The organism is Streptomyces sp. NBC_01198 (assembly GCF_036010485.1).
GTDB lineage: Bacteria > Actinomycetota > Actinomycetes > Streptomycetales > Streptomycetaceae > Actinacidiphila.
On the sequence record NZ_CP108568.1, the window covers coordinates 5,393,309 to 5,414,838 of the forward strand.

16 protein-coding genes are annotated in these 21,530 nt (G+C 72.8%); 8 read left to right on the forward strand and 8 right to left on the reverse strand.

What is annotated here, in order from left to right; all coding sequences use genetic code 11:
- The first annotated feature begins 30 nt into the window (after nt 1–30).
- Together OG702_RS24050 and OG702_RS24055 are read left to right on the forward strand one after the other, a co-directional pair.
- The gene (locus tag OG702_RS24050; protein ID WP_327291009.1) at nt 31–2,439 is read left to right on the forward strand and encodes a phosphatidylglycerol lysyltransferase domain-containing protein; all 2,409 of its coding nucleotides are present in this window, start codon (nt 31–33) and stop codon (nt 2,437–2,439) included.
- 720 nt (nt 2,440–3,159) lie between these two features.
- On the forward strand, nt 3,160–4,635 hold the full coding sequence (locus OG702_RS24055; protein WP_327291010.1) for an alpha/beta hydrolase: 1,476 nt from the start codon (nt 3,160–3,162) through the stop codon (nt 4,633–4,635).
- A 620-nt stretch (nt 4,636–5,255) separates the two neighbouring features.
- Here the strand turns inward: OG702_RS24055 and OG702_RS24060 are convergent.
- The gene (locus tag OG702_RS24060; protein ID WP_327291011.1) at nt 5,256–6,476 is read right to left on the reverse strand and encodes a tetratricopeptide repeat protein; all 1,221 of its coding nucleotides are present in this window, start codon (nt 6,474–6,476) and stop codon (nt 5,256–5,258) included.
- Between the two features lie 231 nt (nt 6,477–6,707).
- Here OG702_RS24060 and OG702_RS24065 point away from each other — a divergent pair, with 231 nt between their 5' ends.
- Both OG702_RS24065 and OG702_RS24070 read left to right on the forward strand, forming a co-directional pair.
- Entirely contained in the window at nt 6,708–7,121 is a 414-nt protein-coding gene (locus OG702_RS24065) for a hypothetical protein (RefSeq protein WP_327293345.1), read from the forward strand.
- Nucleotides 7,122–7,145: 24 nt separating this feature from the next.
- Entirely contained in the window at nt 7,146–8,015 is an 870-nt protein-coding gene (locus tag OG702_RS24070; RefSeq protein WP_327291012.1) for a spermidine synthase, read from the forward strand.
- Between the two features lie 5 nt (nt 8,016–8,020).
- Here OG702_RS24070 and OG702_RS24075 read toward each other — a convergent pair whose 3' ends face one another.
- Nucleotides 8,021–8,521, reverse strand: a complete 501-nt coding sequence (locus OG702_RS24075; protein WP_327291013.1) for a hypothetical protein — start codon at nt 8,519–8,521, stop codon at nt 8,021–8,023.
- Between the two features lie 43 nt (nt 8,522–8,564).
- On the opposite strand from OG702_RS24075, the gene OG702_RS24080 reads away from it, so the two are divergent.
- Entirely contained in the window at nt 8,565–9,254 is a 690-nt protein-coding gene (locus OG702_RS24080) for a response regulator transcription factor (RefSeq protein ID WP_327291014.1), read from the forward strand.
- Nucleotides 9,251–10,621: a HAMP domain-containing sensor histidine kinase gene (locus tag OG702_RS24085; RefSeq protein ID WP_327291015.1), complete on the forward strand. Its 1,371-nt coding sequence runs from the start codon at nt 9,251–9,253 to the stop codon at nt 10,619–10,621. The genes OG702_RS24080 and OG702_RS24085 overlap by 4 nt, the downstream gene beginning before the upstream one ends.
- A 223-nt stretch (nt 10,622–10,844) precedes the next feature.
- Here OG702_RS24085 and OG702_RS24090 read toward each other — a convergent pair whose 3' ends face one another.
- From OG702_RS24090 to OG702_RS24105, 4 genes are all read right to left on the reverse strand, one after another.
- Nucleotides 10,845–12,326, reverse strand: coding sequence for a GH1 family beta-glucosidase (locus tag OG702_RS24090; RefSeq protein ID WP_327291016.1), 1,482 nt, complete (start codon nt 12,324–12,326; stop codon nt 10,845–10,847).
- Nucleotides 12,327–12,421: 95 nt separating this feature from the next.
- Entirely contained in the window at nt 12,422–13,339 is a 918-nt protein-coding gene (locus OG702_RS24095) for a carbohydrate ABC transporter permease (RefSeq protein WP_327291017.1), read from the reverse strand.
- A gap of 3 nt (nt 13,340–13,342) precedes the next feature.
- Nucleotides 13,343–14,344, reverse strand: coding sequence for a carbohydrate ABC transporter permease (locus tag OG702_RS24100; protein WP_327291018.1), 1,002 nt, complete (start codon nt 14,342–14,344; stop codon nt 13,343–13,345).
- A 173-nt stretch (nt 14,345–14,517) separates the two neighbouring features.
- A complete protein-coding gene (locus OG702_RS24105; RefSeq protein ID WP_327291019.1) occupies nt 14,518–15,876 on the reverse strand; it encodes an ABC transporter substrate-binding protein in 1,359 nt (452 codons plus the stop codon).
- A 309-nt stretch (nt 15,877–16,185) separates the two neighbouring features.
- Between OG702_RS24105 and OG702_RS24110 the strand changes: the two genes are divergently transcribed.
- Both OG702_RS24110 and OG702_RS24115 read left to right on the forward strand, forming a co-directional pair.
- Entirely contained in the window at nt 16,186–17,220 is a 1,035-nt protein-coding gene (locus tag OG702_RS24110; protein ID WP_327293346.1) for a LacI family DNA-binding transcriptional regulator, read from the forward strand.
- A 115-nt stretch (nt 17,221–17,335) separates the two neighbouring features.
- On the forward strand, nt 17,336–17,614 hold the full coding sequence (locus tag OG702_RS24115; RefSeq protein ID WP_327291020.1) for a hypothetical protein: 279 nt from the start codon (nt 17,336–17,338) through the stop codon (nt 17,612–17,614).
- 161 nt (nt 17,615–17,775) lie between these two features.
- Here OG702_RS24115 and OG702_RS24120 read toward each other — a convergent pair whose 3' ends face one another.
- Together OG702_RS24120 and OG702_RS24125 are read right to left on the reverse strand one after the other, a co-directional pair.
- Entirely contained in the window at nt 17,776–19,596 is a 1,821-nt protein-coding gene (locus OG702_RS24120; RefSeq protein ID WP_327291021.1) for a discoidin domain-containing protein, read from the reverse strand.
- A gap of 346 nt (nt 19,597–19,942) precedes the next feature.
- The gene (locus OG702_RS24125; RefSeq protein WP_327291022.1) at nt 19,943–21,487 is read right to left on the reverse strand and encodes a cellulose binding domain-containing protein; all 1,545 of its coding nucleotides are present in this window, start codon (nt 21,485–21,487) and stop codon (nt 19,943–19,945) included.
- Between the last annotated feature and the right edge of the window lie 43 nt (nt 21,488–21,530).

The window sequence follows — 21,530 nt, forward strand, 5'->3', positions numbered from 1 at the left end:
GCCAACCCCCTGGACCACCACCCTGGTCCCATGGGGCACTGGTCACTGGCCGACACGGTCCGGGTGCACATCTCCGGCACCGGCGGCAGAACACCGCTGTTCCTGCTGCTCGCAGGACTGCTCGGGTCCTTCCTCTTCATCCGCTTCAGCGTCCGGATGATCCGCAGGGGCGTGTCCTGGTGGCCCGGCAACGTCCAGCCCGGCGGACTGCACATCCACCACGTCGTCTTCGGCCAGGCGATGATGCTGATCGGCGGCGTCGGCTCCTTCGCCGTCCACGGCGGCCCGCTCGTGCACAACGTCCTGGCCGTCGTCTTCGGCGCCGGCTGCGGCCTGGTGCTCGACGAGTTCGCCCTCGTCCTGCACCTGGAGGACGTCTACTGGCGCGAGGAGGGCCGGCAGTCCGTCGACGCGGTGATCCTCGCCGTCTCGGTGATCGGCCTGCTGCTCATCGGCCAGGCCCCGCTCGGCGGCTACGTCGGCGGCACCTCCTGGACCACCTACGTCGTCGCCGCCGTCCTGCTCGGATTCGTCGTGCTGTGCCTGGTCAAGGGCAAGGTGTGGACCGGGCTCCTCGGGGTGATGCTGCCCTTCGTCGCCGTCATCGGCGCCCTGCGGCTGGCCCGCCCCGCCAGCCCCTGGGCCCGCTGGCGCTACGGCAGCAGGCCGCGCCGGATGGCCAGGGCCGAACGCCGCGAGGACCGCATCCACCGGCGGATGGTCCTGGTGAAGACCCGCGCGATGGACGCGGTCGCCGGCGCGCCCAGCCCGGTGTCGCTGACCAAGCACCCCCCGGCCCGCCCCACCATCGTGGACCTGCCGCCGTCCCGGCTCGAAGTGCTGCTCGACCGGGTGCTGCGCCCGCTGCGCGACCCCGGCGCGGCCGGCGCCGTCTGGTACCTGCGGCTGGCCACCGCGGTCAACATCGTCACCGGCGTCGTCTCCCCCTTCCGCGACCGGGTGCGGGCCGCCACCAACGGCGAGTACCTCACCGCCTTCCTGGTCAGCCCCGGCTTCACCGGCGCCGCCCTCGCCCTGGTGCTGTCGATCAGCCTGCGCCGCCGCAAACGCGCCGCCTGGATCGTCACCACCGTGCTGACCGTCGGCTACACCCTGGTCCTCGTCATCACCCTCGCCGCGGTCCGCGAATCGCGCGGCCACCCCTTCAACTGGGCCTCGCTCGCCGTCACCCTGGTCTTCCTCACCGCCCTGCTGGCCTCCCGCCCGCTGTTCAACGTGCGCGGCCAACCAGGCAACGTCGCGCTGGGCCTGATCAGTCTGCTGATCGGCGCGGTCATCGCCGTCGGCGTCGGCACCCTGCTGGTCCACGCCACCGACCAGGATCCGCCCCGCGAGTGGACCGCGAGCCTGCGCTACGCCGTCATCCGCGTGCTGACCGTCTCCGGCCTGTTCGACCTGCCCGGCATCACCGTGCCCGGCTGGACCGACCTGGCCATCAACATCCTGAGCGTCGCCCTGATGCTGGTCGTCCTGCTCGCCTTCTTCCGCGCCCCCCGCAGCCGCGCCCGCCTCCTCCCCGCCGACGAACGCCGGCTGCGCGCCCTGCTGCGCGCGTACGGCCGCCGCGACTCGCTCGGCTACTTCGCGCTGCGCCGCGACAAGTCCGTCTGCTGGACCCCCTCGCGGGACGCCGCGATCCTCTACCGCGTCGTCAACGGCGTCGCCCTCGCGACCGGCGACCCCCTCGGCCCCCGCACCTCCTGGCCCGCCGCCGTCACCGGCTGGCTCACCCACGCCCACCGCCACGCCTGGGTCCCCGCGGTCACCAACGCCGGGCCCGCCGCCGCGGTGGCCTACGAGGCCGCCGGCTTCCACGGCTTCGCCTCCGGCGAGGAAGCGATGGTCAACGCCGTGCAGTTCGCCGCCTCCGCGGGCGACACCGGGCTCGTCGCGGCCCACCGCCTGGTCGCCGCGGCCGGCTACACCACCGCCTTCCGGCGCCAGGGCGCCCTGGACGCCGACGACCTGCGCCGGCTCGGCCAGCTGGCCGACGCATGGCGCCGGCATCCTGCCGAACGCCGAGTCTCCGCCGCGCTCGGGCGGGTCGGCGACCCCGCCGACGGGGAGTGCCTGCTCGCGGAGTGCCGCGACCCCAACGGGCGCACCTGCGCCATCCTCGGCTTCGTGCCGTGGGGCCCCGACGGGCTCACCCTCGACCTCCTCCGCTACGACCGCGACTCCGGCCGCGCCCCCGTCGACCACCTCCTCACCGACCTCCTCCTCACCGCCGCCCGCGGCACCGCCCCCGCGCTGGCGGGCGTGACCCGCCTCTCCCTCAACATCACCTCCTCCCGCCCCTGGCGCCGCACCCCCGACCGCCCCTACGCGGCATACGCCCCCCGCCACCAGCCCCGCTACCTCCTCTACGAACGCCGCCTCGACCTCCCCCGCGTCGCGGCAGTGGCCTTGCGCGGCTGACCCCCTCCGGGGGTTGCGCCTCGCGGCTCCGGTCCCGGTGGGCCTCCACCGCTGGCGGGTGCACGTCCGTGCGGGGTGCCTCGCGGCGGCGGTTCCGACGGGGCCGCCACGTGGGCGGGTGCCCGCGCCTGCGGGGTGCCTCGCGGGTGCGGTGGGGCGCGCCACCGCTGGCGGGTACACGTCCGTGGGGGGTGCCCGCGCCTGCGCCCGGGCGCGCCACCGTCGGCGGGTGCACGTCCGTGGGGGTTTCCCGCGCCTGGTGGCGCGGGGGGTTTCCCACCCTCCCCCACGGCTCCGCGTGGGGGTGCCCCCAGACCCGTGCGGTTACGACGTCGTCTGCGGGTCTTCTGGTGGGGGTGACCCGCCATCGGCGGCTGTTCCGTCCGTGCGTGACGGTGTGCCGTGGGCACAGATGGCGGCCCGGGGAGCCATCCACCGGCCCCGGGGGCGGGTGCGGGAGGCGGTGCCCTCGTCCGGACCCCCCTCCTCAGCCAGTGTCGGCAGGGAGCCGCCGGCGGCGGGGAGGGGACGGTCCGGGGGTGTCCCCGCAGGCATGCGCACAACTCCCGCTGGAACATCCCGTCAGAGCAGAGGTGCGCAGGCCGAGGAGATACCCCCGGGGCGGCACCGACCCACCCACCAGCGGCACCCGCACCCGACCAAACACCCGCACGGGTGGGCGGGCGGGCAAAACCCCCCAAACGCCCATACGTTTACCTCATGGCCCGCATGAGAACCGTCGCCGCCCTCGCCGCGGCCCTGACGGCGACCGTCCTGGCCGCCCCGCCGCAGGCGGACGGCACCGCCACCCACACCCCGTACCACCAGAAGCTCTCCTGGGCCGCCTGCGCCGGCCTCCCCGTGCACGGCCCGGCCTCGATGGAGTGCGGCACCCTCACCGTCCCCCGCGACTACGCCCACCCGAAGTCCGGCGAGCTGGACATCGCCGTGAGCCGCATACCCGCCACGGGCCCAGGCGCACGCCTCGGCTCGCTCGTGGTGAACTTCGGCGGCCCCGGCATACCCGGCATCACCGAACTGGCCGAACGCACCGCCGCCGGTGAGCTGGCCCGGCTCAACCGCCGCTACGACCTCATCGGCTTCGACCCCCGCGGCACCGGCCGCAGCACCCCGGTGGACTGCGGTGACCTCTCCGGGGTGACCGCCACCGACCCCGCCGCCCAGGCGCGCCAGGTGGCGCAGGCCTGCCGCAAGCACTCCGGCGCGCTGCTGCGCTGGGTCGGCACCCCGAACGCCGCGCACGACCTCGACGTGGTGCGGGCCGCGCTCGGCGACGACCGCCTGACCTACCTCGGCTTCTCCTACGGCGGCCGGCTCGGCTCGGTGTACGCGCACGAGTTCCCGCACCACACGGGCCGCGTCGTGCTGGACGGGGTGCCGGACCCCACACTGGACGACACGGGTACGGCGCTGGCCCAGGCGGCGGCCTTCCAGCACGCGCTGGGCGACTTCGCCGCGGACTGCGCGAGCCGTGGCTGCCCGGTGCCGGGCCGGACCCGGGCCGAGGTGGTGAGCGGGATCGCGGCGGCCGCCCGCAGCCTGGGCGGCAGGGCCCTCCCGACGGTCTCCGGCCGGCTCGACCGGTCGGCCTACCTGCAGGGCGTGCAGAACGCGCTGTACTCCAAGGACGACTGGACCTTCCTGCGGGAAGCGCTCGACGCGCTCCGCGAAGGTGACGGCGAGCTGATGATGCAGCTCGCCTACCCCGGCCAGCTGGGTGTGGCGGCACGGCCTGTGCGGGCCTCGTCCTGGTCGACGCCGGGGAACTACGAGATGGCGAAGCTCGCGATCGACTGCCGGGACACGCCGGAGCGGCACACGCCGGCCGCCGTCCATGCCCTCGACGGCCGCTTCGCGCGCGCGTCCTCGGTGTTCGGTACGTCGATCGAGGCGACGCTGCTGTCGTGCACGGGCTGGTCCCCCGGCGACCCCGCGTCCCGCCGGGTGGCGGCTCCCACGGCGCCGCAGGCGCTGCTGGTCAGCACGACGGGGGATCCGGCGACGCCGTACCCCGGGGCGGCCCACATGGCGGCGGCGCTCGCCAACGGCAGCCGCGTTCTCACGTATCGGGGGGAGGGGCACGGTGCGTATTTCGCACACAGTCCGTGTGTGACGGCGGGGGTTGAGGCGTATCTGATCGATGGGGCGATGCCCAAGGTTGGGGCGGTGTGCTGAGGTCTTAGCTCGGGGTGTTGCCCGCCCGCCCGCCCGCCCGTGCGGGTGTTTGGTCGGGTGCGGGTGCCGCTGGTGGGTGGGTCGGTGCCGCCCCGGGGGTATCTCCTCGGCCTGCGCACCTCTGCTCTGACGGGATGTTCCAGCGGGAGTTGTGCGCATGCCTGCGGGGACACCCCCGGACCGTCCCCTTCCCGCCGCCGGCGGCTCCCTGCCGACACTGGCTGAGGAGGGGGGTCCGGACGAGGGCACCGCCTCCCGCACCCGCCCCCGGGGCCGGTGGATGGCTCCCCGGGCCGCCATCTGTGCCCACGGCACACCGTCACGCACGGGCGGAACAGCCGCCGATGGCGGGTCACCCCCCACGAGAAGACCCGCAGACATCATCAAACCGTCACGGGTGCCGCTGGTGGGAAACCCCCCGCGCCACCAGGCGCGGGCACCCCGCACGGACGTGCACCCGCCGACGGTGGCGCGCCCGGGCGCAGGCGCGGGCACCTCCCACGGACGTGTACCCGCCAGCGGTGGCGCGCCCGGGCGCACCCGCGAGGCACCCCGCAGGTGCGGGCACCCGCCCACGTGGCGGCCCCGTCGGAGCCGCCGCCGCGAGGCACCCCGCGGGGTCAGAGGCCCGTGAGTATCGTCCGCACGCGGGCGGACCGCACGCCCGGGAGGAGACGGCGGGCGGAGCCCGCCACCATGGCGGCCTCGGCCGGGGCACCCGCGTGGTGGAGGTTGAGGGCGAGTTCGGCCTGGTAGAGGGCCAGGTTGCGGACGAAGTGCGGGTCCTGGAGGCGGACCGCGTGGCGGGCGGCGCGGGCCGCGCGGGCGGGCCGGCCGAGTGCCGCCCAGGCCTGCGCTTCGAGCCCGGCGAGCTCGGCCTCGCCGAAGAAGCTCATCCAGGCGGGATCGGCGTCGTGCGGCCCGCGGCCGTAGAGGGAGTGGGCCCGGGCGAGCGCCAGCTCGCAGCGGCGGCGTTCGCCGAGCCCGGCGAGGCCGCCGGCTTCGCGCAGGGCGAGCAGGGAGAGCAGCCGGGGGGAGCCGAGGTCGCGGGCGAGGTGCTGCGCGGCCTGGGCGGCGCGCACCGCTTCGCGGTGGCGTCCGGCGTCCCGGGCGAGGAAGGAGGTGTTGCAGAAGGCGTGCACTTCGAGCGCGGGGTCCCCGGCCATCCTGGCGGTGGCGAGCGCTTCGGCGTAGTGGGAGCGGGCTTCGGGCAGCCGCCAGGAGTCGTGGGCGAGCCAGCCGACGGAGATGGCGAGCTCCCCGGCCCCGGAGGCGAGCCCGCAGGCGGTCGCCGCGGAGTGGGTGGTGTCGTCCAGGAGGCGGTAGGCGCCGCGCAGCGCGCCGGCGGCCTGGGTGTAGAGCCCGTCGCCGCCGTGGCGGTCGTCGTGCAGCCTGATCTGCCGTACGGCTTCGTGGACGGCGGCCACCTCCGTGGCGCCGGCCCGGGTGGGTGGGGCGGTGCGGGGCAGCAGGGCGGTGGCGAAGGCGGCCGGGCCGCCGGTCATGAACGCGCGGCGCTGCACGTCGCTCTCCTCGTACGCCGGGTCGGGCGGTGCGGCGGTGCGGCGGCCGCGGACCGCCTGCCGGGGTGCGAAGCCGAGGTCGGCGGGGGTCAGCCCGGGGAACATGTGGCGGAAGACCCGCTCGTAGGCGTAGTTGGGGCAGCGGATCTCGCCGGATTCGAGCCGTCCGATGTAGCGGGCGTCGCAGCTGACCTGCTCCCCGATCTCACGGGCGGCCCGCCGTACGGCCGCGGCGAATTCGGCCGGCGACCGGTCGCCGCGGAGCCGCCGGATCGCGGTGTTGGGAGGTGGCGGTGAGGTGGCAGGGGACGGCGGCATGGCGACTCCCACGACGTTCGGTGCCGCTCGGCGGCGGGACGAACGTACCGGGCTGCCCGGACCCGCAAATGCCTAATTTCGCTGCAAATAGGATATCTCACGCGCCATCCGCCATGAAACGCCACCCCTTACGGCATGAAATGCACGTAGCCGTTGACGCCGTGCCGCGTTGTACGGGGTGTGGCACAAGAACAGCGTGCGCCGATCCCCTCGTGAGGAGCGTTTGCCTTGTTGGACACCAGCGGTACGCACAAGTCGGGTCCGAGCACGGAGCGCAGCGAACTGCCGCCGCCCTGCGATCTGGTGACCGTGCCGACCCGGCAGGGTCTCGAAGCGGTCGACCTGCTGCGGCTGGGCCGCGTCGTCGTCGGCCCGGTGCTGCACGACAACACCGGTGCCAGCCTCGGTTTCCTGGTGCCGCCGGGGACCGCGGACTGCTGGGACATGCCCGGCAGCTCGTGTACCCGCACCGACGGCCGCGGCCTGGTGCTGGACGGCGGGCCGCCGGTCGCCGAGTCCGGGTGGCTGGTGCCGCCGCACACCGACACCGCGGTGACCGACCCTGCGGTGCTGCGGGCCGCGCTCGGCCAGGCCGCCCGCACCATCGAGCTGGTCGACGGCTACCAGGGTCTGCGCGCGCTCTAGCCGTCCTGCCCCGATAATCGGCGCATGGCAGGCAAGAGACAGCGCGGCGGCAGGACCCGCACCCCCGACGCGGTCACCGCGCAGGTCGCGGGCGGTGCCGCGGCGCTGGTACCGGACCGGGAACGGGCGCATGCCTGGGCGCTGGTCGTCGAGGGCGCCCCGCAGTCCCATGTCGACCTGGCCGCGCCCGACCACCTCGGCTTCTCCTACCAGCGCAGACTCGGCCATGTCATCGACCTGGTCGCGCCGCCCGGGATGCCGCTGCGGGTACTCCATCTGGGTGGCGGTGCGCTGACCCTGGCCCGCTACACCGCGTACACCCGGCCGCGCTCCACCCAGCAGGTCATCGAGCTGGACGGGGAGCTGGTGGACCTGGTCCGCACGCACCTTCCCTGGGACCGCGGCTGGCGGATCAAGGTACGCGGCGGCGACGCGCGGGCCGGGCTGGCGAAGCTGCCGGACAGCTGGGCGGACCTGGTGATCGCCGACGTCTTCGGGGGCGCCCGTACGCCCGCGCACCTGACCAGCGCGGAGTTCCTCACCGCGGTGCGGCGGGTGATGCGGCCGGGCGGCGACTACGCCGCCAACCTCACCGACGGCGGCACGCTGGCCTTCCTGCGCGGCCAGGTCGCGACGGTGCGGGCCGCCTTCACCGAGGTGTGCCTGGCCGCGGACCCCGCGGTGCTGCGGGGCAGGCGCTTCGGCAACGCCGTGCTGTGGGCCGCTGACCACGACCTGCCGGTGGCCGACCTCACCCGGCGGGTCGCGACCGATCCGCACCCGGGCCGGGTCGAGCACGGCCAGTCGCTGACCGCCTTCACCGGCGGCGCCCAGGTCGTCACCGACGCGACCGCCACCCCGTCGCCCCCCCCGCCGCCCGACGCCTTCGGGTAGCGCGGCTACTCCTCGTAGGACTCCACCGCGGGCGCGTGCCCGTTCCAGGTGCAGAAGAGCGTCGAGGCCGCGCCTGCGGAGGTGAAGGTGACCCGCAGCCAGCCGTCCTCCGGCCAGACCTGCATCTGCCAGCCGGGATTCGGCGTGGCCGACACCAGCGTGGCCGCGTCGGCGCCGAGCGCGAGCACCACCCGGCCGCCCCGCAGGGTGTAGCCGTGCACCGCGCCGCCGCCGGCCGGGGTGCCGGCCGGTGTCGTGGTGGGGTGCGGCCGCTCGGTCGGCGGCGATGGCGACGGCGGGCGGGTCGTCGTGGGGGGCGGCGCAGGCGGTGAGGGGCGGTGGGTGGAGGAGGCCACCGGGGGAGCGGTGACCGGCAGGGCGCGGGGCGGGTCGTACGCGGTGTCGCGCAGCACGCTGTGGACGCCGAACCACGACAGCGTCGCCGCCCCGGCGGTGGTCAGCGCCCAGACGCAGGTGTGGAGCAGCCCTCTGTGCACAACGGCCATAGTGCCGCACCACCAGGCCGCGTAACACGCTAGGTTGCCCCGCATGGCAAGTGTGCTCGTGGTCGAGGACGACCAGTTCGTGCGCTCGGCCCTGATCCGCCACCTGACGGAGGCCTCCCACACGGTCCGCAGCGTCGGCACCGCGCTGGAGGCGCTGCGGGAGGTCGCGCAGGTCGGCTTCGACGTGGTGATCCTGGACCTCGGGCTGCCCGACCTGGACGGGTCGGAGGCGCTGAAGATGCTGCGCGGGCTGAGCGACGTCCCGGTGATCGTGGCGACCGCGCGGGACGACGAGGCGGAGATCGTACGGCTGCTGAACGCCGGCGCCGACGACTACCTGGTCAAGCCGTTCTCGGTGGAGCATCTGTCGGCCCGGCTGGCGGCGGTGCTGCGGCGGGCCCGCAGCAGGTCGGCGGCGCCCGCGGCGGACGCGGTGATCATGGTCGGCGGGCTGACCATCGACGTGCGGCGCAGGCTTGCCGTGCTGGACGGGGCGACGCTGGACCTGACGCGGCGGGAGTTCGACCTGCTGAGCTTCCTGGCCGCCAGGCCCGGCGTGGTGGTGGCCCGCCGCGAGCTGCTCGCGGAGGTGTGGCAGCAGTCGTACGGCGACGACCAGACGATCGACGTCCATCTGTCGTGGCTGCGGCGGAAGTTGGGGGAGACCGCGGCCAGCCCGCGGTATCTGCACACGCTGCGCGGGGTGGGGGTCAAGCTGGAGCCGCCGGTATGAGGTGGTCCCTGGTCCGGGTCGCGCTGGCGGTCACCGCGATGGTGGTGATCGCCTTCGCGGTCCCGCTGGGCCTCGTGGTCAAGGAGCTGGCCAGGGACCGGGCGCTGACCAACGCCGAGCGGCAGGCCGCGGCGATCGCCCCGGCGCTGGCGATCACCACCGACCGGGGGCAGTTGGAGCGGGCGGTCGCCACCACGCAGGCCGGCGCGCTGCGCAGGATCGCGCTGCGCATCCCGCCGACCCCGGACACCGCCGAGGTGCGGATCGGGCAGCCCCGGGCGGCGCAGGCCGCGCTGGACGCGGCCTCGGCGCACGGCGAGGCGGCGACCGTGCGGGTCGCGGGCGGCTACGCGTTGCTGCGGCCGACCGCGGTGAGCTCGGGCACCATCGCGGTGGTCGAGGTGTTCGTGCCGGACGCCGACATCACCCGGGGCGTGGCCACCGCGTGGCTGGTGCTCGCCGGGGTCGGCCTCGCGCTGATCATCGGCTCGGTGGCGGTCGCGGACCGGCTGGGCAGCCGCATGGTGCGGCCCGCGGTGCGCCTGGCGGGCGCGGCACACCGGCTGGGCGAAGGGGACCTCGGGGTACGGGTGCCGGAGGCGGGGCCGGACGAACTGCGGTCGGCGGCGGCCGCGTTCAACGCGATGGCCGACCAGGTGGTGCGCCTGCTGGCCGCGGAGCGGGAGCTGGCCGCCGACCTGTCGCACCGGCTGCGTACTCCGCTGACCGTGCTGCGGCTCAACACCGCGTCGCTGGGCGACGGTCCGGCCGCCGACCAGACCAGGGCGGCGGCCGCCCAGCTGGAGCGGGAGGTCGACCAGATCATCCGGGCCGCACGGGAGCAGCGCGGGCCGGCGTCGGCGGCCGGCTGCGACGCGGCCGAGGTGATCAGGGAGCGGATGGCGTTCTGGTCGGCGCTGGCGGAGGACGAGGCCCGCGAGGTGCGCACCGCGGGCGCCGACCGGCCGGTACGGGTCCCGGTGGCGCGCGGCGAGCTGGCCGCCGCGCTGGACGCGATGCTCGGAAACGTCTTCCGGCACACCCCCGAGGGCACCGCCTTCGCGGTGGACGTGCACCGCGCCGAGGACGCGGTCATCGTGCTGGTTTCGGACGCGGGTCCCGGGGTCGCGGACCCGGCGGCCGCGGTGCGCCGCGGACACGGTGACGGCGGGCAGGGCTCCACCGGGCTCGGTCTTGACATCGTGCGCAGGGTCGCGGAGTCCACCGGCGGCGACATGCGGATCGGCCGCAGCGTGCTGGGCGGCGCCGAGATACGGCTGTGGCTCGCGCTCGGCGGCGCCCCCGCCCCCGCCGCGCCCGGCCACAAGCGCCGCGGCAGGACCGCGGCACGCGGCCACCACCTTTAACGGGTCCCTTGCCGCTGCTTAAGCCCGCATTAAGAAGCCGACCTGGCGCCCTGAACAGGGCTTTTGCCCGACTGTCAGCAGTTAGCGTGCAGCGCGTCACCGCCGACCGGCACCCTGGCCCGGCCGGGACCCGGTCCTCTCCCACCCCCACGGGAGAGGAACGGTGAGGAGCGGTACGGCAGCACCCTCGAACTGCCGCACCGCTCCTTTTTTCTCCGTCGCCTCAGGACTTCCCGTCCTCCTCCGGGAGATCCTGAAGGACGTTCGCGCGCGCCACCGAGGCGTACCAGTGGGCGCTCTGCTTGGGGATCCTGCGCTGCGTGCCGAAGTCCACGTAGACCGCGCCGAAGCGCTTGCTGTACCCGTAGGACCACTCGAAGTTGTCCAGCAGCGACCACAGGAAGTAGCCGCGCACGTCGGCGCCGCCGCTCACCGCCTGGTGCACCGCGGACAGGTGGCCGTGCAGATACGCGATCCGCTCGGGGTCGTTGACCTGGCCCTCGGGCGAGATGTAGTCGTCGTACGCGGCGCCGTTCTCGGTGACCATCAGCGGCAGGCCGGGGTTCTCCCGGCTGACCCGCTGGATCAGGTCGCGCAGGCCTGTCGCGTCGACCGCCCAGCGCATCGCGGTGGTCTCGCCCGGCGGCAGGTGGAAGGCCACGTGCTCGGACCCGGGCCACGGGGAGTAGTCGCTGGCGCCGTGCCCGTCGTTGCGCGGCACCGCCGGGCCCTCGGTGTGCTGCCGGCCGTCGGAGACCAGCGTCGGGGTGTAGTAGTTGATGCCCAGCAGGTCGATCGGGCGGCTGATCTCGGCCAGGTCGCCGCCCTTGACCAGCGACTCCCAGTCGACCAGGTGGGCGGTGTCGTCCAGCAGGTCGGCGGGGTAGCCGTCGCCGAGGATCGGGCCGAGGAAGACCCGGTTGCCGACCGCGTCGATCCGGCGGGCGGCGTCCAGGTCGGCGGCCGATTCGGTGAGCGGGCGGACCTGGTGCAGGTTGAGGGTGATCGAGGTCTGCGCGGTGGCGGGCAGGACGGAGCGCAGCACCCCGATCGCCTTGCCGTGGGCGAGGTTGAGGTGGTGTACGGCCTTGAGCGCCGCCTCGGGCTCGGTACGCCCGGGGGCGTGCACCCCGGAGCCGTAACCGAGGTAGGCCGAGCACCACGGCTCGTTGAGCGTGGTCCAGTACGGCACCCGGTCGCCGAGCGCGCCCGCCACGATCTCGGCGTACTCCGCGAACCGCTCGGTGGTGTCGCGGACCGTCCAGCCGCCGACGTCCTCCAGATCCTGCGGCAGGTCCCAGTGGTAGAGGGTGGCGACCGGGGTGATGCCCTTGTCGAGCAGCTCGTCGGTGAGCTGCCGGTAGAAGTCGAGGCCGCGCTGCACCGCGGGGCCGCGCCCGGTCGGCTGGACCCGGGACCAGGACACCGAGAAGCGGTACGCGCCCAGCCCGAGGTCCGCCATCAGCGCCACGTCGTCGCGGAACCGGTGGTAGTGGTCGGCGGCGATGTCGCCGGTGTCCCCGTTGCGGACCCGGCCCGGGGTGTGGCTGAAGGTGTCCCAGATCGAGGGCGTACGGCCGTCCTCGGCTGCGGCACCCTCGATCTGGTAGGCGGCGGTGGCCGCCCCCCAGACGAAGCCCGGGGGGAAGCGGAGCGAGACCGAGCTGGCAGAAAGCTCGGTGCTCTCTGAACGGACAGCTGTCATAACAGGGGACTCCAGGGGAATCAGGGGGTAGTTGGGGGAGAGGGGGGCTCCCATCGGCCCACGCGGCGCGGCGGTACGGCTCGCGGGCGGGGGGTCTAGCTCTTGACGGCACCCGCGGTGATGCCGCCGACGATGTGCTTGCCCAGGAAGGCGAAGACCAGCAGCAGCGGCAGCGTCGCGACCAGCGCGGCGGTGACGACCGCGGCATGGTCGACCGTGTGGTTGCCCGATCCGACGCCCGCCAGCGCGACCTGCACGGTCGGGTTCTGCTGGTTGAGGGCGATCAGTGGCCAGAAGAAGTCGTTCCAGGACTGGACGAACACCAGCATCCCCAGCACGGCCATCGCGGGCCGGGCGATCGGGAACACCACGTGCCACAGGATTCGCAGGCTGTGCGCCCCGTCCACCCGGGCCGCCTCGATGAGTTCGATGGGCAGCGCCTCGGCGAGGAACTGCCGCATGAAGAACACCCCAAACGCGGCGACCAGCGAGGGCAGGATGACGGACTGCAGATGCCCCACCCAGCCCACGTTGGTGATGATCTGGTAGAGCGGGATCACGCTGAGCTGCGGCGGGATGGTCATGGTGGCGACCACGATCATCAGCAGGATGTTCCGGCCGCGGAAGCGCAGTTTGGCGAACGCGAACCCGGCCAGCGTCGCGAACAGCACAGTGCTCAGCGCGACACAGCTCGCCACGACCGTGGAGTTGACCAGGGCCGTGGTCATGTCGACCTCGTCCCACACCACCTTGAGGTTCTGCACCAGGTGGCTGCCGGGCAGCAGCGGGGTCGGCGGCTGGGTGATGTCGGTGTCGGTGTGCGACGCGGCGACGACCGTCCAGTACAGCGGGAAGAGCGAGACCGCCGCGGCGATGATCAGCAGCACGTACGCGACCGGTCCGGCGTGCTGCTGCTTGCCCGCCCCGCCGGCCTTCACCCGCCGGCGGCGGGCCGGCGCGGTGGAGGTGTGGCGCGGTCCTGCGGTCTGCGCGGCCTCGGTGAGTTGAGCCATGGTTCAGGCCCCCAGCTTCCGGCGGTTGATGCGCGCGACAGCCAGGTTGACGGCGCCGATGAGCAGCAGGATCAGCAGCATCACCCAGGCCACGGCGGAGGCCTGGCCGAGTTCGCCGGTGTTCCAGCCCTTGTCGTACATGTAGAGGCTGAGCGTCTGGTACTGGTGGTCGGTGCCGCCGGTGATCCCGACGCCGCCGCCGAACATCAGCGGCTCGCCGAACAGCTGGGTCGCGCCGATCGTGGAGACGATGATGGTGAACAGGATGGTCGGCCGGATCGACGGGATGGTGACGCTGACGAACTGCCGCCAGCGCGAGGCGCCGTCCAGCGCCGCCGCCTCGTAGAGGTCGGCGGGCACGGCCTGCATCGCGGCCAGGTAGATCAGCGCGTTGTAGCCGGTCCACCGCCAGGTGACGATGGTCGAGATGGCGATCTGGGCCGGCCACTTGGACGACTCCCAGTCGATGTTGCCGGCTCCGACGTGGCCGAGCAGCTGGTTGATCATGCCGTAGTCGGGGTTGAACATCTGGATGAAGACCAGGGTGGCGGCGGCCACCGAGGTCGCGTAGGGCGCCAGCACCGCGACCCGGAAGAAGCCCCGGCCGCGCAGCTTGTAGTTGAGCAGGTGCGCCAGGCCCAGGGCCATCGCCAGCTGCGGCACGGTGGAGATCACGCCGAGCGTGAAGGTGTTGCGCAGCGCCTTCCAGAAGAACTCGTTGTGCCACAGGTTGGTGTAGTTGTCGAAGCCGACCCAGTTCGCGTGGGCGCCCAGCTGCACCTCGTGCAGGGAGAGCCAGCCGGTGTAGATCAGCGGGAAGAGGCCGAAGGCGGCGAAGAGGACGAAGAAGGGGGCGACATAGGCGTACGGGGACGCCTTGGTGTCGAACCGGTAGAGCCGGGTGCGCCAGCTGGGAGGAAGGCTGCCGCTCTGGTCGGTCGGGCGGGGGGCGGGCCGGGACGACGGCGGGCTGCCGTCGGACGTCGCCCTGACGGAGGTGGCCACGAGTGGCGTCCTTCCGGTAGGGATGCGGGCGGTGGACCGGGGGAGGCGGAGGGTTGTCCAGAAGCGTTCAGAGGATGTAGTGGCCCGGGCCGGATGCGTTCACTTCTCGTATCCGGTCCTGAATACGGACCGCCCGGCAGGTGGGAGACACTGCCGGGCGGCCCCGCCTGGTACTACTCGACGACGGTGTCCTTGATCTGCTTCACGGCGTTCGACCAGGCCTTGTCCTTGGCCGTGTGCCGCGTCTCCATGTCGAGGATGCCGTTCTTGGTGATGATGTCCTTGACGTTGCCGTCCCACGGGCCGATCGGGGCCGGGGTGATGCTCTTCGCGGCGCCCGCGAAGATCTTGCCGATCGGGGTGCCGGGGAAGTACGGGTTGGTCAGGTTCTGCACCGCCGGGTCGTCGAGCGCCTTGGTGGAGGACGGGATGTTCCCGAACTTCTGGAACACCTTGATCTCCTGGGCCGACGCGGTCAGCCACTGGGCCAGCGCGGTCGCCTCCTTGACGTGCTTGCCGGATTTGGGCACGGCCAGGAACGAGCCGCCCCAGTTGCCGACCTGCGGCGGAGCCGCCACGTCCCACTTGCCCTTGCCCGCGTCACCGGAGTTGGTCGCCACCAGGCCGACCATCCAGCTCGGGCAGGTGACGGTGGCGAACTTGTTGGTCTTGAAGGCCGCCGCCCAGGCGTTCTTCGGGTCCAGCTGCTGGTAGCCGGCCGTCAGGCCGTCCTCGACCGCCTCGGTGGCGACGTTCCACGCGGTCTTGACGCCCGCGCTGGTGTCGTAGATCAGCTTGCCGTCGGCGTCCGAGTACTGCGTCGGCTGGCTGGCCAGCACGGCGTTGAACAGGCCGCTGCCGGAGTCGGAGAACTTCATGCCCTTGGGCGCGGTCTTGCTCGCCGCGAACTGCTTGCCCAGCGCGATGAACTTCTCCCAGTCGCCGTTCCACTGGGTGGCGAGCTGGTCGCGGTCGGTCGGCAGGCCGGCCTGCTTGAAGGCGTCCTTGTTGTAGCAGATCGCGGTCGGGCCCGCGTCCGTGCCCACACCGATGACCTTGCCGTCGGAGGTGGTGGCCTGCTTCTCCTTGTACGGCAGCCAGTCGTCGGCACTGAAGCCGTCGACCGTCTTGAAGTCCACGAACTTCGACGCCAGGTTCGGCTGGATGGCCAGACCGATGTAACCCACCTCGATGGCCTGGATGTCGTCCAGGCCGCTGTTCTGGGTCAGGTGGAGTTTCAGCGAGTTCCAGTACTGCTGGCCGTCGGCGACCGCGTCCTCGACGACGGTGATGTTCGGGTGCAGCTTGTGGTACTCGGCGTAGAGGGCCGCACCGGTCTTGTCGTCGTAGCCGAACGAGCCGAAGTCGCCGACGTGCAGGGTGATCTTCTCGGTGGACGAGGAGGAGCTGCCTGAGCTGCTCTTGTCGTCCTTGTTGCTGTCGCTGCTGCAGCCGGTGATCAGGGTCGCGCAGGCTGCGAGACCCGCGACCGCGATGACGGCGGTCTTGCGGGTTCTGCCGGAAGTGCGCATTCCACTCTCCTTGTCAGGGTGGGTCGGCGTGCGGGTGGTGCGGGGGTCCCCGGGGGCGTACGAACGGATGGCGCTGTGGGAGCGCTCCCACGTAGGCTTTCCGGAACATTCACGCCTCGGAGGGGTCAGTGTCAAGATGTGAAGTCGATTTCGTTGCCGGAACGTGTCCGGAGCTGACTGATGATTACTTCTTGAACGGAAGCTCCTGCCTGGGGCTTGTAGTGTGGGAGCGCTCTCAAGAACCGCTCCTGCGGAGAAGGACCGGGCGCTAAGGTGACGCGAAATGAGTACCTGGAGGCGGCAGTGGCCATGAACGGGCGGCACAGCGGGCGTCCCACCCTTGAGGAGGTGGCGCTGCGCGCCGGAGTCGGGCGGGGCACGGTCTCCCGGGTGATCAACGGATCCCCCCGGGTGAGCGACCGCGCGAAGGCCGCCGTCGAGGCCGCCATCGCGGAACTGGGGTACGTGCCCAACCGGGCGGCCCGGGCGCTGGCGGGCAACCGCACGGACGCCATCGCGCTGGTCATCCCCGAGCCGGAGACCCGGCTGTTCGCCGAGCCCTACTTCTCCGACATCATCCGCGGCATCGGTGCCGAACTGGCCGACACCGACATGCAGTTGCTGCTGACCTTGATCCGCACCCCGAAGGAGCGGGCGCGTTTCGCGCAGTATCTGGCCGCGCACCGGGTCGACGGGGTGCTGCTGGTGTCGGTGCACGAGGACGACCCGCTGCCCGACCTGCTGGAGCAGCTGGAGATGCCGGCGGTGCTCAACGGCCGGCGCAGCGACCTGGAGTCGGTCTCCTACGTCGACGCCGACAACGTCGGCGGCGCGCGGGCCGCGGTCGCCCACCTCATCGCCCGCGGGCGGCGGCAGGTCGCCACCATCACCGGGCCGCCGGACATGTACGTGGCGCGCAGCCGCCTCGACGGCTACCGCCAGGCCGTCGAGGCCGCGTCCGGCGGCCTGGACACCGGCTTCGACACCGCGCTGGTGGCCCGCGGCGACTTCACCGAGGAGGGCGGCCGGCGGGCGATGCGCGAGCTGCTGATCCGCCGCCCCGGCATCGACGCGGTCTTCGCCGCCTCCGACGTGATGGCCGCCGGCGCCCGGGCGGTGCTGCGCGAGACCGGCCGCCGGGTGCCCGACGACGTCGCGCTGATCGGCTTCGAGGACTCGGCCATCGCCCGGCACATGGACCCGGCCCTGACCAGCGTGCGGCAGCCCACCGAGGAGATGGGCCGCACGATGGCCCGGGTGCTGCTTGAGGAGATCGCCGAGCGCGACTCGGTGCGGCGGCATGTGGTGCTGGCCACCGAGCTGGTCCAGCGGGACTCCGTCTAGGCCGTACCGGGCGCCGCGGTCCAGGCGCGATTCGTCGGACACGGCCTGTCCGCTCGGGTCCGGGCCCGTGGTGGCGGCGGGGAACCGCGCCGCGGGCGCCGGACGTTGGGCGGTCATGCCGTCCAAGCGAATCCGCCCGCTGACCTACGCGGCCGTCGTCGTGGCGTCCCCGGTCCTGCTGCTCGCCGGCGACCCGCTGGCGAACGCCGCCCTGCGCCGCGCGCAGGCCCGGGCGACCCCGCTGCCCGGCGGGGGCTTCGTCACCGTCCACAACGGCCCTCAGGGCCCCCTGGACGGCCGGTCCTTCTTCTTCAACCCGCTGGCGATCGCGCTCGCCGCGCCGAGCCGCTGGGCGGGCGACCGGCTGCGCCGCCGGGCTGCCCGGACGGCCTGAGGCGGGCGCGGGCGGCGGGTGCCGCGTCGCGCGGCCCGCAAGGACACCGCCGGGGGCGGGAGCCGGTACACGTGGGGCGTGTACCGGACCCGCCCCCGGCGGCGGTGGGGGGATGTGGGGGGACCGGGGAAGCGGTTCAGGCGGTGCGTGCCGTCAGCCGGTCACCAGCCGACTGCGACCTCCATCCACTGCGGGTTCTGCTGGGAGGCGTAGGCGGCCTGGCCGGCCACGTCGTCGTACGGGAAGCCGTAGGCGAGGTGGTTGATGCCGTGGTCGTGCCAGAACTTGGCGTACCAGTTGGCGGGGTCGCCGCCGGTGTAGAACTTGGTCGGGTCCTGCTGCTGGGCCGCCGGGAGGTTCGCGGTGTGCCGGTTGAGCGCCGCGCACATCGACGGGTTGCCGGCCAGCGAACCGGCGCAGCCGAAGATGTTCGAGGTGGGCTCGTTGACGCCGACCGAGTTCGCGTACGCCGTGAAGTAGTTGGCGTTCACGCCGCCGGTGCGGAAGCTCGGGTCGCTGCCGGGGGCGATGATCCGGTACGGCGCCTGGGTCTGCGCGAGCACCTTGAACTGCTGCGGCACCGCGTTCTGGAACTGCTGGAAGGTCGCCTCGCGGCTCTGGTTGAACAGGTCCTGGCTGTCACCGAGCTGGATGTCCTGGCCGTCGTGCGAGTGCAGCCGGATCGCCAGCGGCAGGCCCCAGGCGTCCACCCGGGTGGTGTTGCCGTTGAAGACGGTGGCACCGATGGTGAACTCGATGAAGTCGTAGTACTGGCTGTTCGGCGAGCCGAGGTAGAAGTACATCCGGCCCGAGGAGTTGGCCGGCATGTCGAAGTACGGCTGCTCGGCGATGGAGTGCACCTGGCCGTTGAAGCTCCAGTAGACCTGGCTGTCCGGGTACTGCCCGTTCGTCCGGTTGAGGATCTTCAGTTCCATCACGTTGTGCGCGGCCGGGATGTCGTCCGTGGTGCCCCAGAAGGAGTCGGGCGGCGTGGTCGTGCCGCCGGTGGTCCCGCCGTTGGTGCTGGTGCCGCCGCCGTTGGTGTGCACCTGGAACTCCCACAGGGAGTCGCCGTAGGCGGTGGCGCGGGCGGTGGCGTAGACCCGGATGTAGCGGCCGGTGCCGGTCACGTTCAGGTTCTGCACGCCGCCGGTGCCGGTGGTGGTGGAGTAGACGGTGGTCCAGGTGCCGGACGGGTTGTCGGTGACCTGGATCTGGTACGCGGTCGCGTAGGCCGCCTCCCAGTTCAGGCCGACGCCGCAGACCTGCTGCGACGAGCCGAGGTCGACCTGGAGCCACTGCGGGTCGCCGAAGGCGCTGGACCAGCGGGTGCCGGTGTTGCCGTCGACGGCCGCCGAGGCGGCGGTGCCGGCGTTCTCGGCGGACGAGGCGGTGGCCGTCTTGCCCTGCGCGGTGTTCGCGGTGCCGCACGCGGCGGGCTGGGTCGCGCCGCCGCTGCCGTAGACCTGGAACTCCCAGAGCGAGTAGCCGTACTGGGTGGCCCGCACGGTCCCGTAGACCCGCACGTAACGGCCGGAACCGTTTACGGTCAGGTTCTGCACGCCGCCGGTGCCGGTGGTGGTGGAGTAGACGTCGGTCCAGGCGGTGCCGTTGTCGGACGTCTGGATCTTGAAGGACTTGGCGTACGCGGCCTCCCAGTTGAGCGTCACCTGGCTGATGGCCTGGCTGCTGCCGAGGTCGACCTGGATCCACTGGGGGTCGGCCGCCGCGCTGGACCAGCGGGTGCCGGTGTTGCCGTCGACGGCCGCCGAGGCGGGGGTGCCGGCGTTCTCGGTCGACGACGCGGTGGCCGGTTTGCCCTGCGAGAGCAGGGTGCCCGCGGCGCGTGCCGGCGACTGCGAGGTCACCACGAGGACGAGCCCCGCCAGCAGGGCGAGCAGGGCGGTGACGACCAGATACGGCTGGCGTCCGCGGTGGCGCCCTGGCCCTCGGCGCACCAGCGGGGAAGTGCTGCCTGACATGTGTTCTCCTCAACCGGGTGGGGGTCCGTGACGGAGGCCGCCAGAGCGCGGTGAGAGCGCTCTCTTGGCGAGGTGATGTTTACAAGGCGGGTACTTCCGCGTCAATAAGTTGTTCAATAATGGCCAGTTGAGACTTCTCGCGACTACGAGACTCGAACGGATGCCCCGCCCGCCGCCGCCGGCTCAGCGCCTGCTCAGGCCCTGCTCAGGCGGGCGGTCCGCCGCCGCGCGGGCCCCCTGCGGCCGTCCCGGCCCCTGCCGCCGTCCGCCGGTGGACATGGGGGAGGGGCGGGCCCGTGCACGCCATCCATGCACGGGACCGCCCCCGTTCGAGGGCTCGCCGGGATCAGCCGAGCGACGCCAGGTGGTTCTTCAGGCCGAGGCCGTACGCGGTCGGGGTGCCGTCGTAGCCGGAGATCAGTGACGGGCCCGAGGAGCAGTCCCAGGTGTTCCAGGTCCACCCCAGGTAGGACAGCTGGTGCGCGTCCAGCCAGTTCATGAAGCCGTCCACGAACGAGTGGCCGCAGGTGTTCTCGCCCATCTCGCCGGCCACCAGCGGCACCCTGGCCGCGACCGGCGCCAGCTGGGAGTCCCAGCAGGAGGTGTTCGCGCAGGTGTTGAAGTTGTATACGTGCACGGCCGCCGCCAGGTTGCCGGTCGGGTCGGTGGGCTCGTGGGCGACCCAGCCGGTCAGGTCGTTGGAGTAGGCGAGACCGCCCAGCAGGACGACGTTCCGCGCGCCGGTGCCGCGCACGGCGTCCAGCATGTCCTGCATGCCCGCCACCTGGTAGCCGATGCCCGGGCAGCTGCCGCCGTCCCGCCAGCAGCTCCAGGCCTGCTCGGTGGTCGAGGTGGCCCGGTCCGGGTAGGGCTCGTTGAACAGGTCGAAGACGATCGAGGTGTTGGACTTGAAGGCGTTCGCCACGCTGGTCCAGAACGGGATCGCGTACTGCGCGTCCGGCATCGGCTTCTGGCAGGTGGCGTTGACGTCGGTGCAGCCCGCCGAGTTTCCGGTGTAGGTGCCGTGCGACCAGTGCAGCTCGACGATCGGCGTGATGCCGTGCGCCACCAGGCGGTTGACCCAGCCGGTGATCGCCGCCACGTAGTTGGCGCCGCCGTCGGCCGCCGGGACGTACGACAGGCCCTCCCAGCAGTCCTCGTTGAGCGGTACGCGGACGGCCGTGACGCCCTTCCAGCTGGTGATCGCGTCGATGGCGGCGTCGTCCACCGGGCCGTCGAAGATCCCGTTGCCCTGCGCGCAGGCGAATTCGGTACCGGAACGGTTCACCCCGTGGAGCACGACCTGCTTGCCGGTGGAGTCGACCAGCTTGTTTCCGGCCACGTGCAGCTTGGGCGGCGCGGAGTCACCGCCGGGCGGCGGGGTGGTCGGCGGCGTCGTGGGGGGCGTCGTCGGCGGCGTGGTGGGCGGGGTGGTCGGCGTGGTCGGCGGTGGTTCTGTCGGGACGCCGGTCACCGAGCAGGCGGCGCCGTTGAGGGTGAAGGCCGTCGGGACGGTGTTGGTGCCCGACCAGCTGCCCAGGAAGCCGGTGCTGACCGAACCGCCGGTGGGCAGCGCGCCGTTGTACGACATCGAGGCGACGTGGACGGTGCTGCCCGACTGGGTCCAGGTGCCGTTCCAGCCCTGGGTCACCTTCTGGCCACCGGTGAAGGCGAAGGCCAGGTCCCAACTGGTGGTCGGGGCGCCGTTGTTGGCGACGACAACGTTGCCCTGGAAACCGCCTGTCCACTGGTTGGTCACCGCATAGGTGACCGTGCAACTCGCCACCGCGCCCGATGCGGTGGCGCCGAGCGCGGGGAGCAGCGCGGCGGCCGCGGCCGCCGTGGTGACGGCGGCGATGGACAGCGCCGCGGTGCGCGTGGGTCGTCGCATGTGCGACTCCTCATGACGTGGGGGGATCGAGAGAAATCGGGTG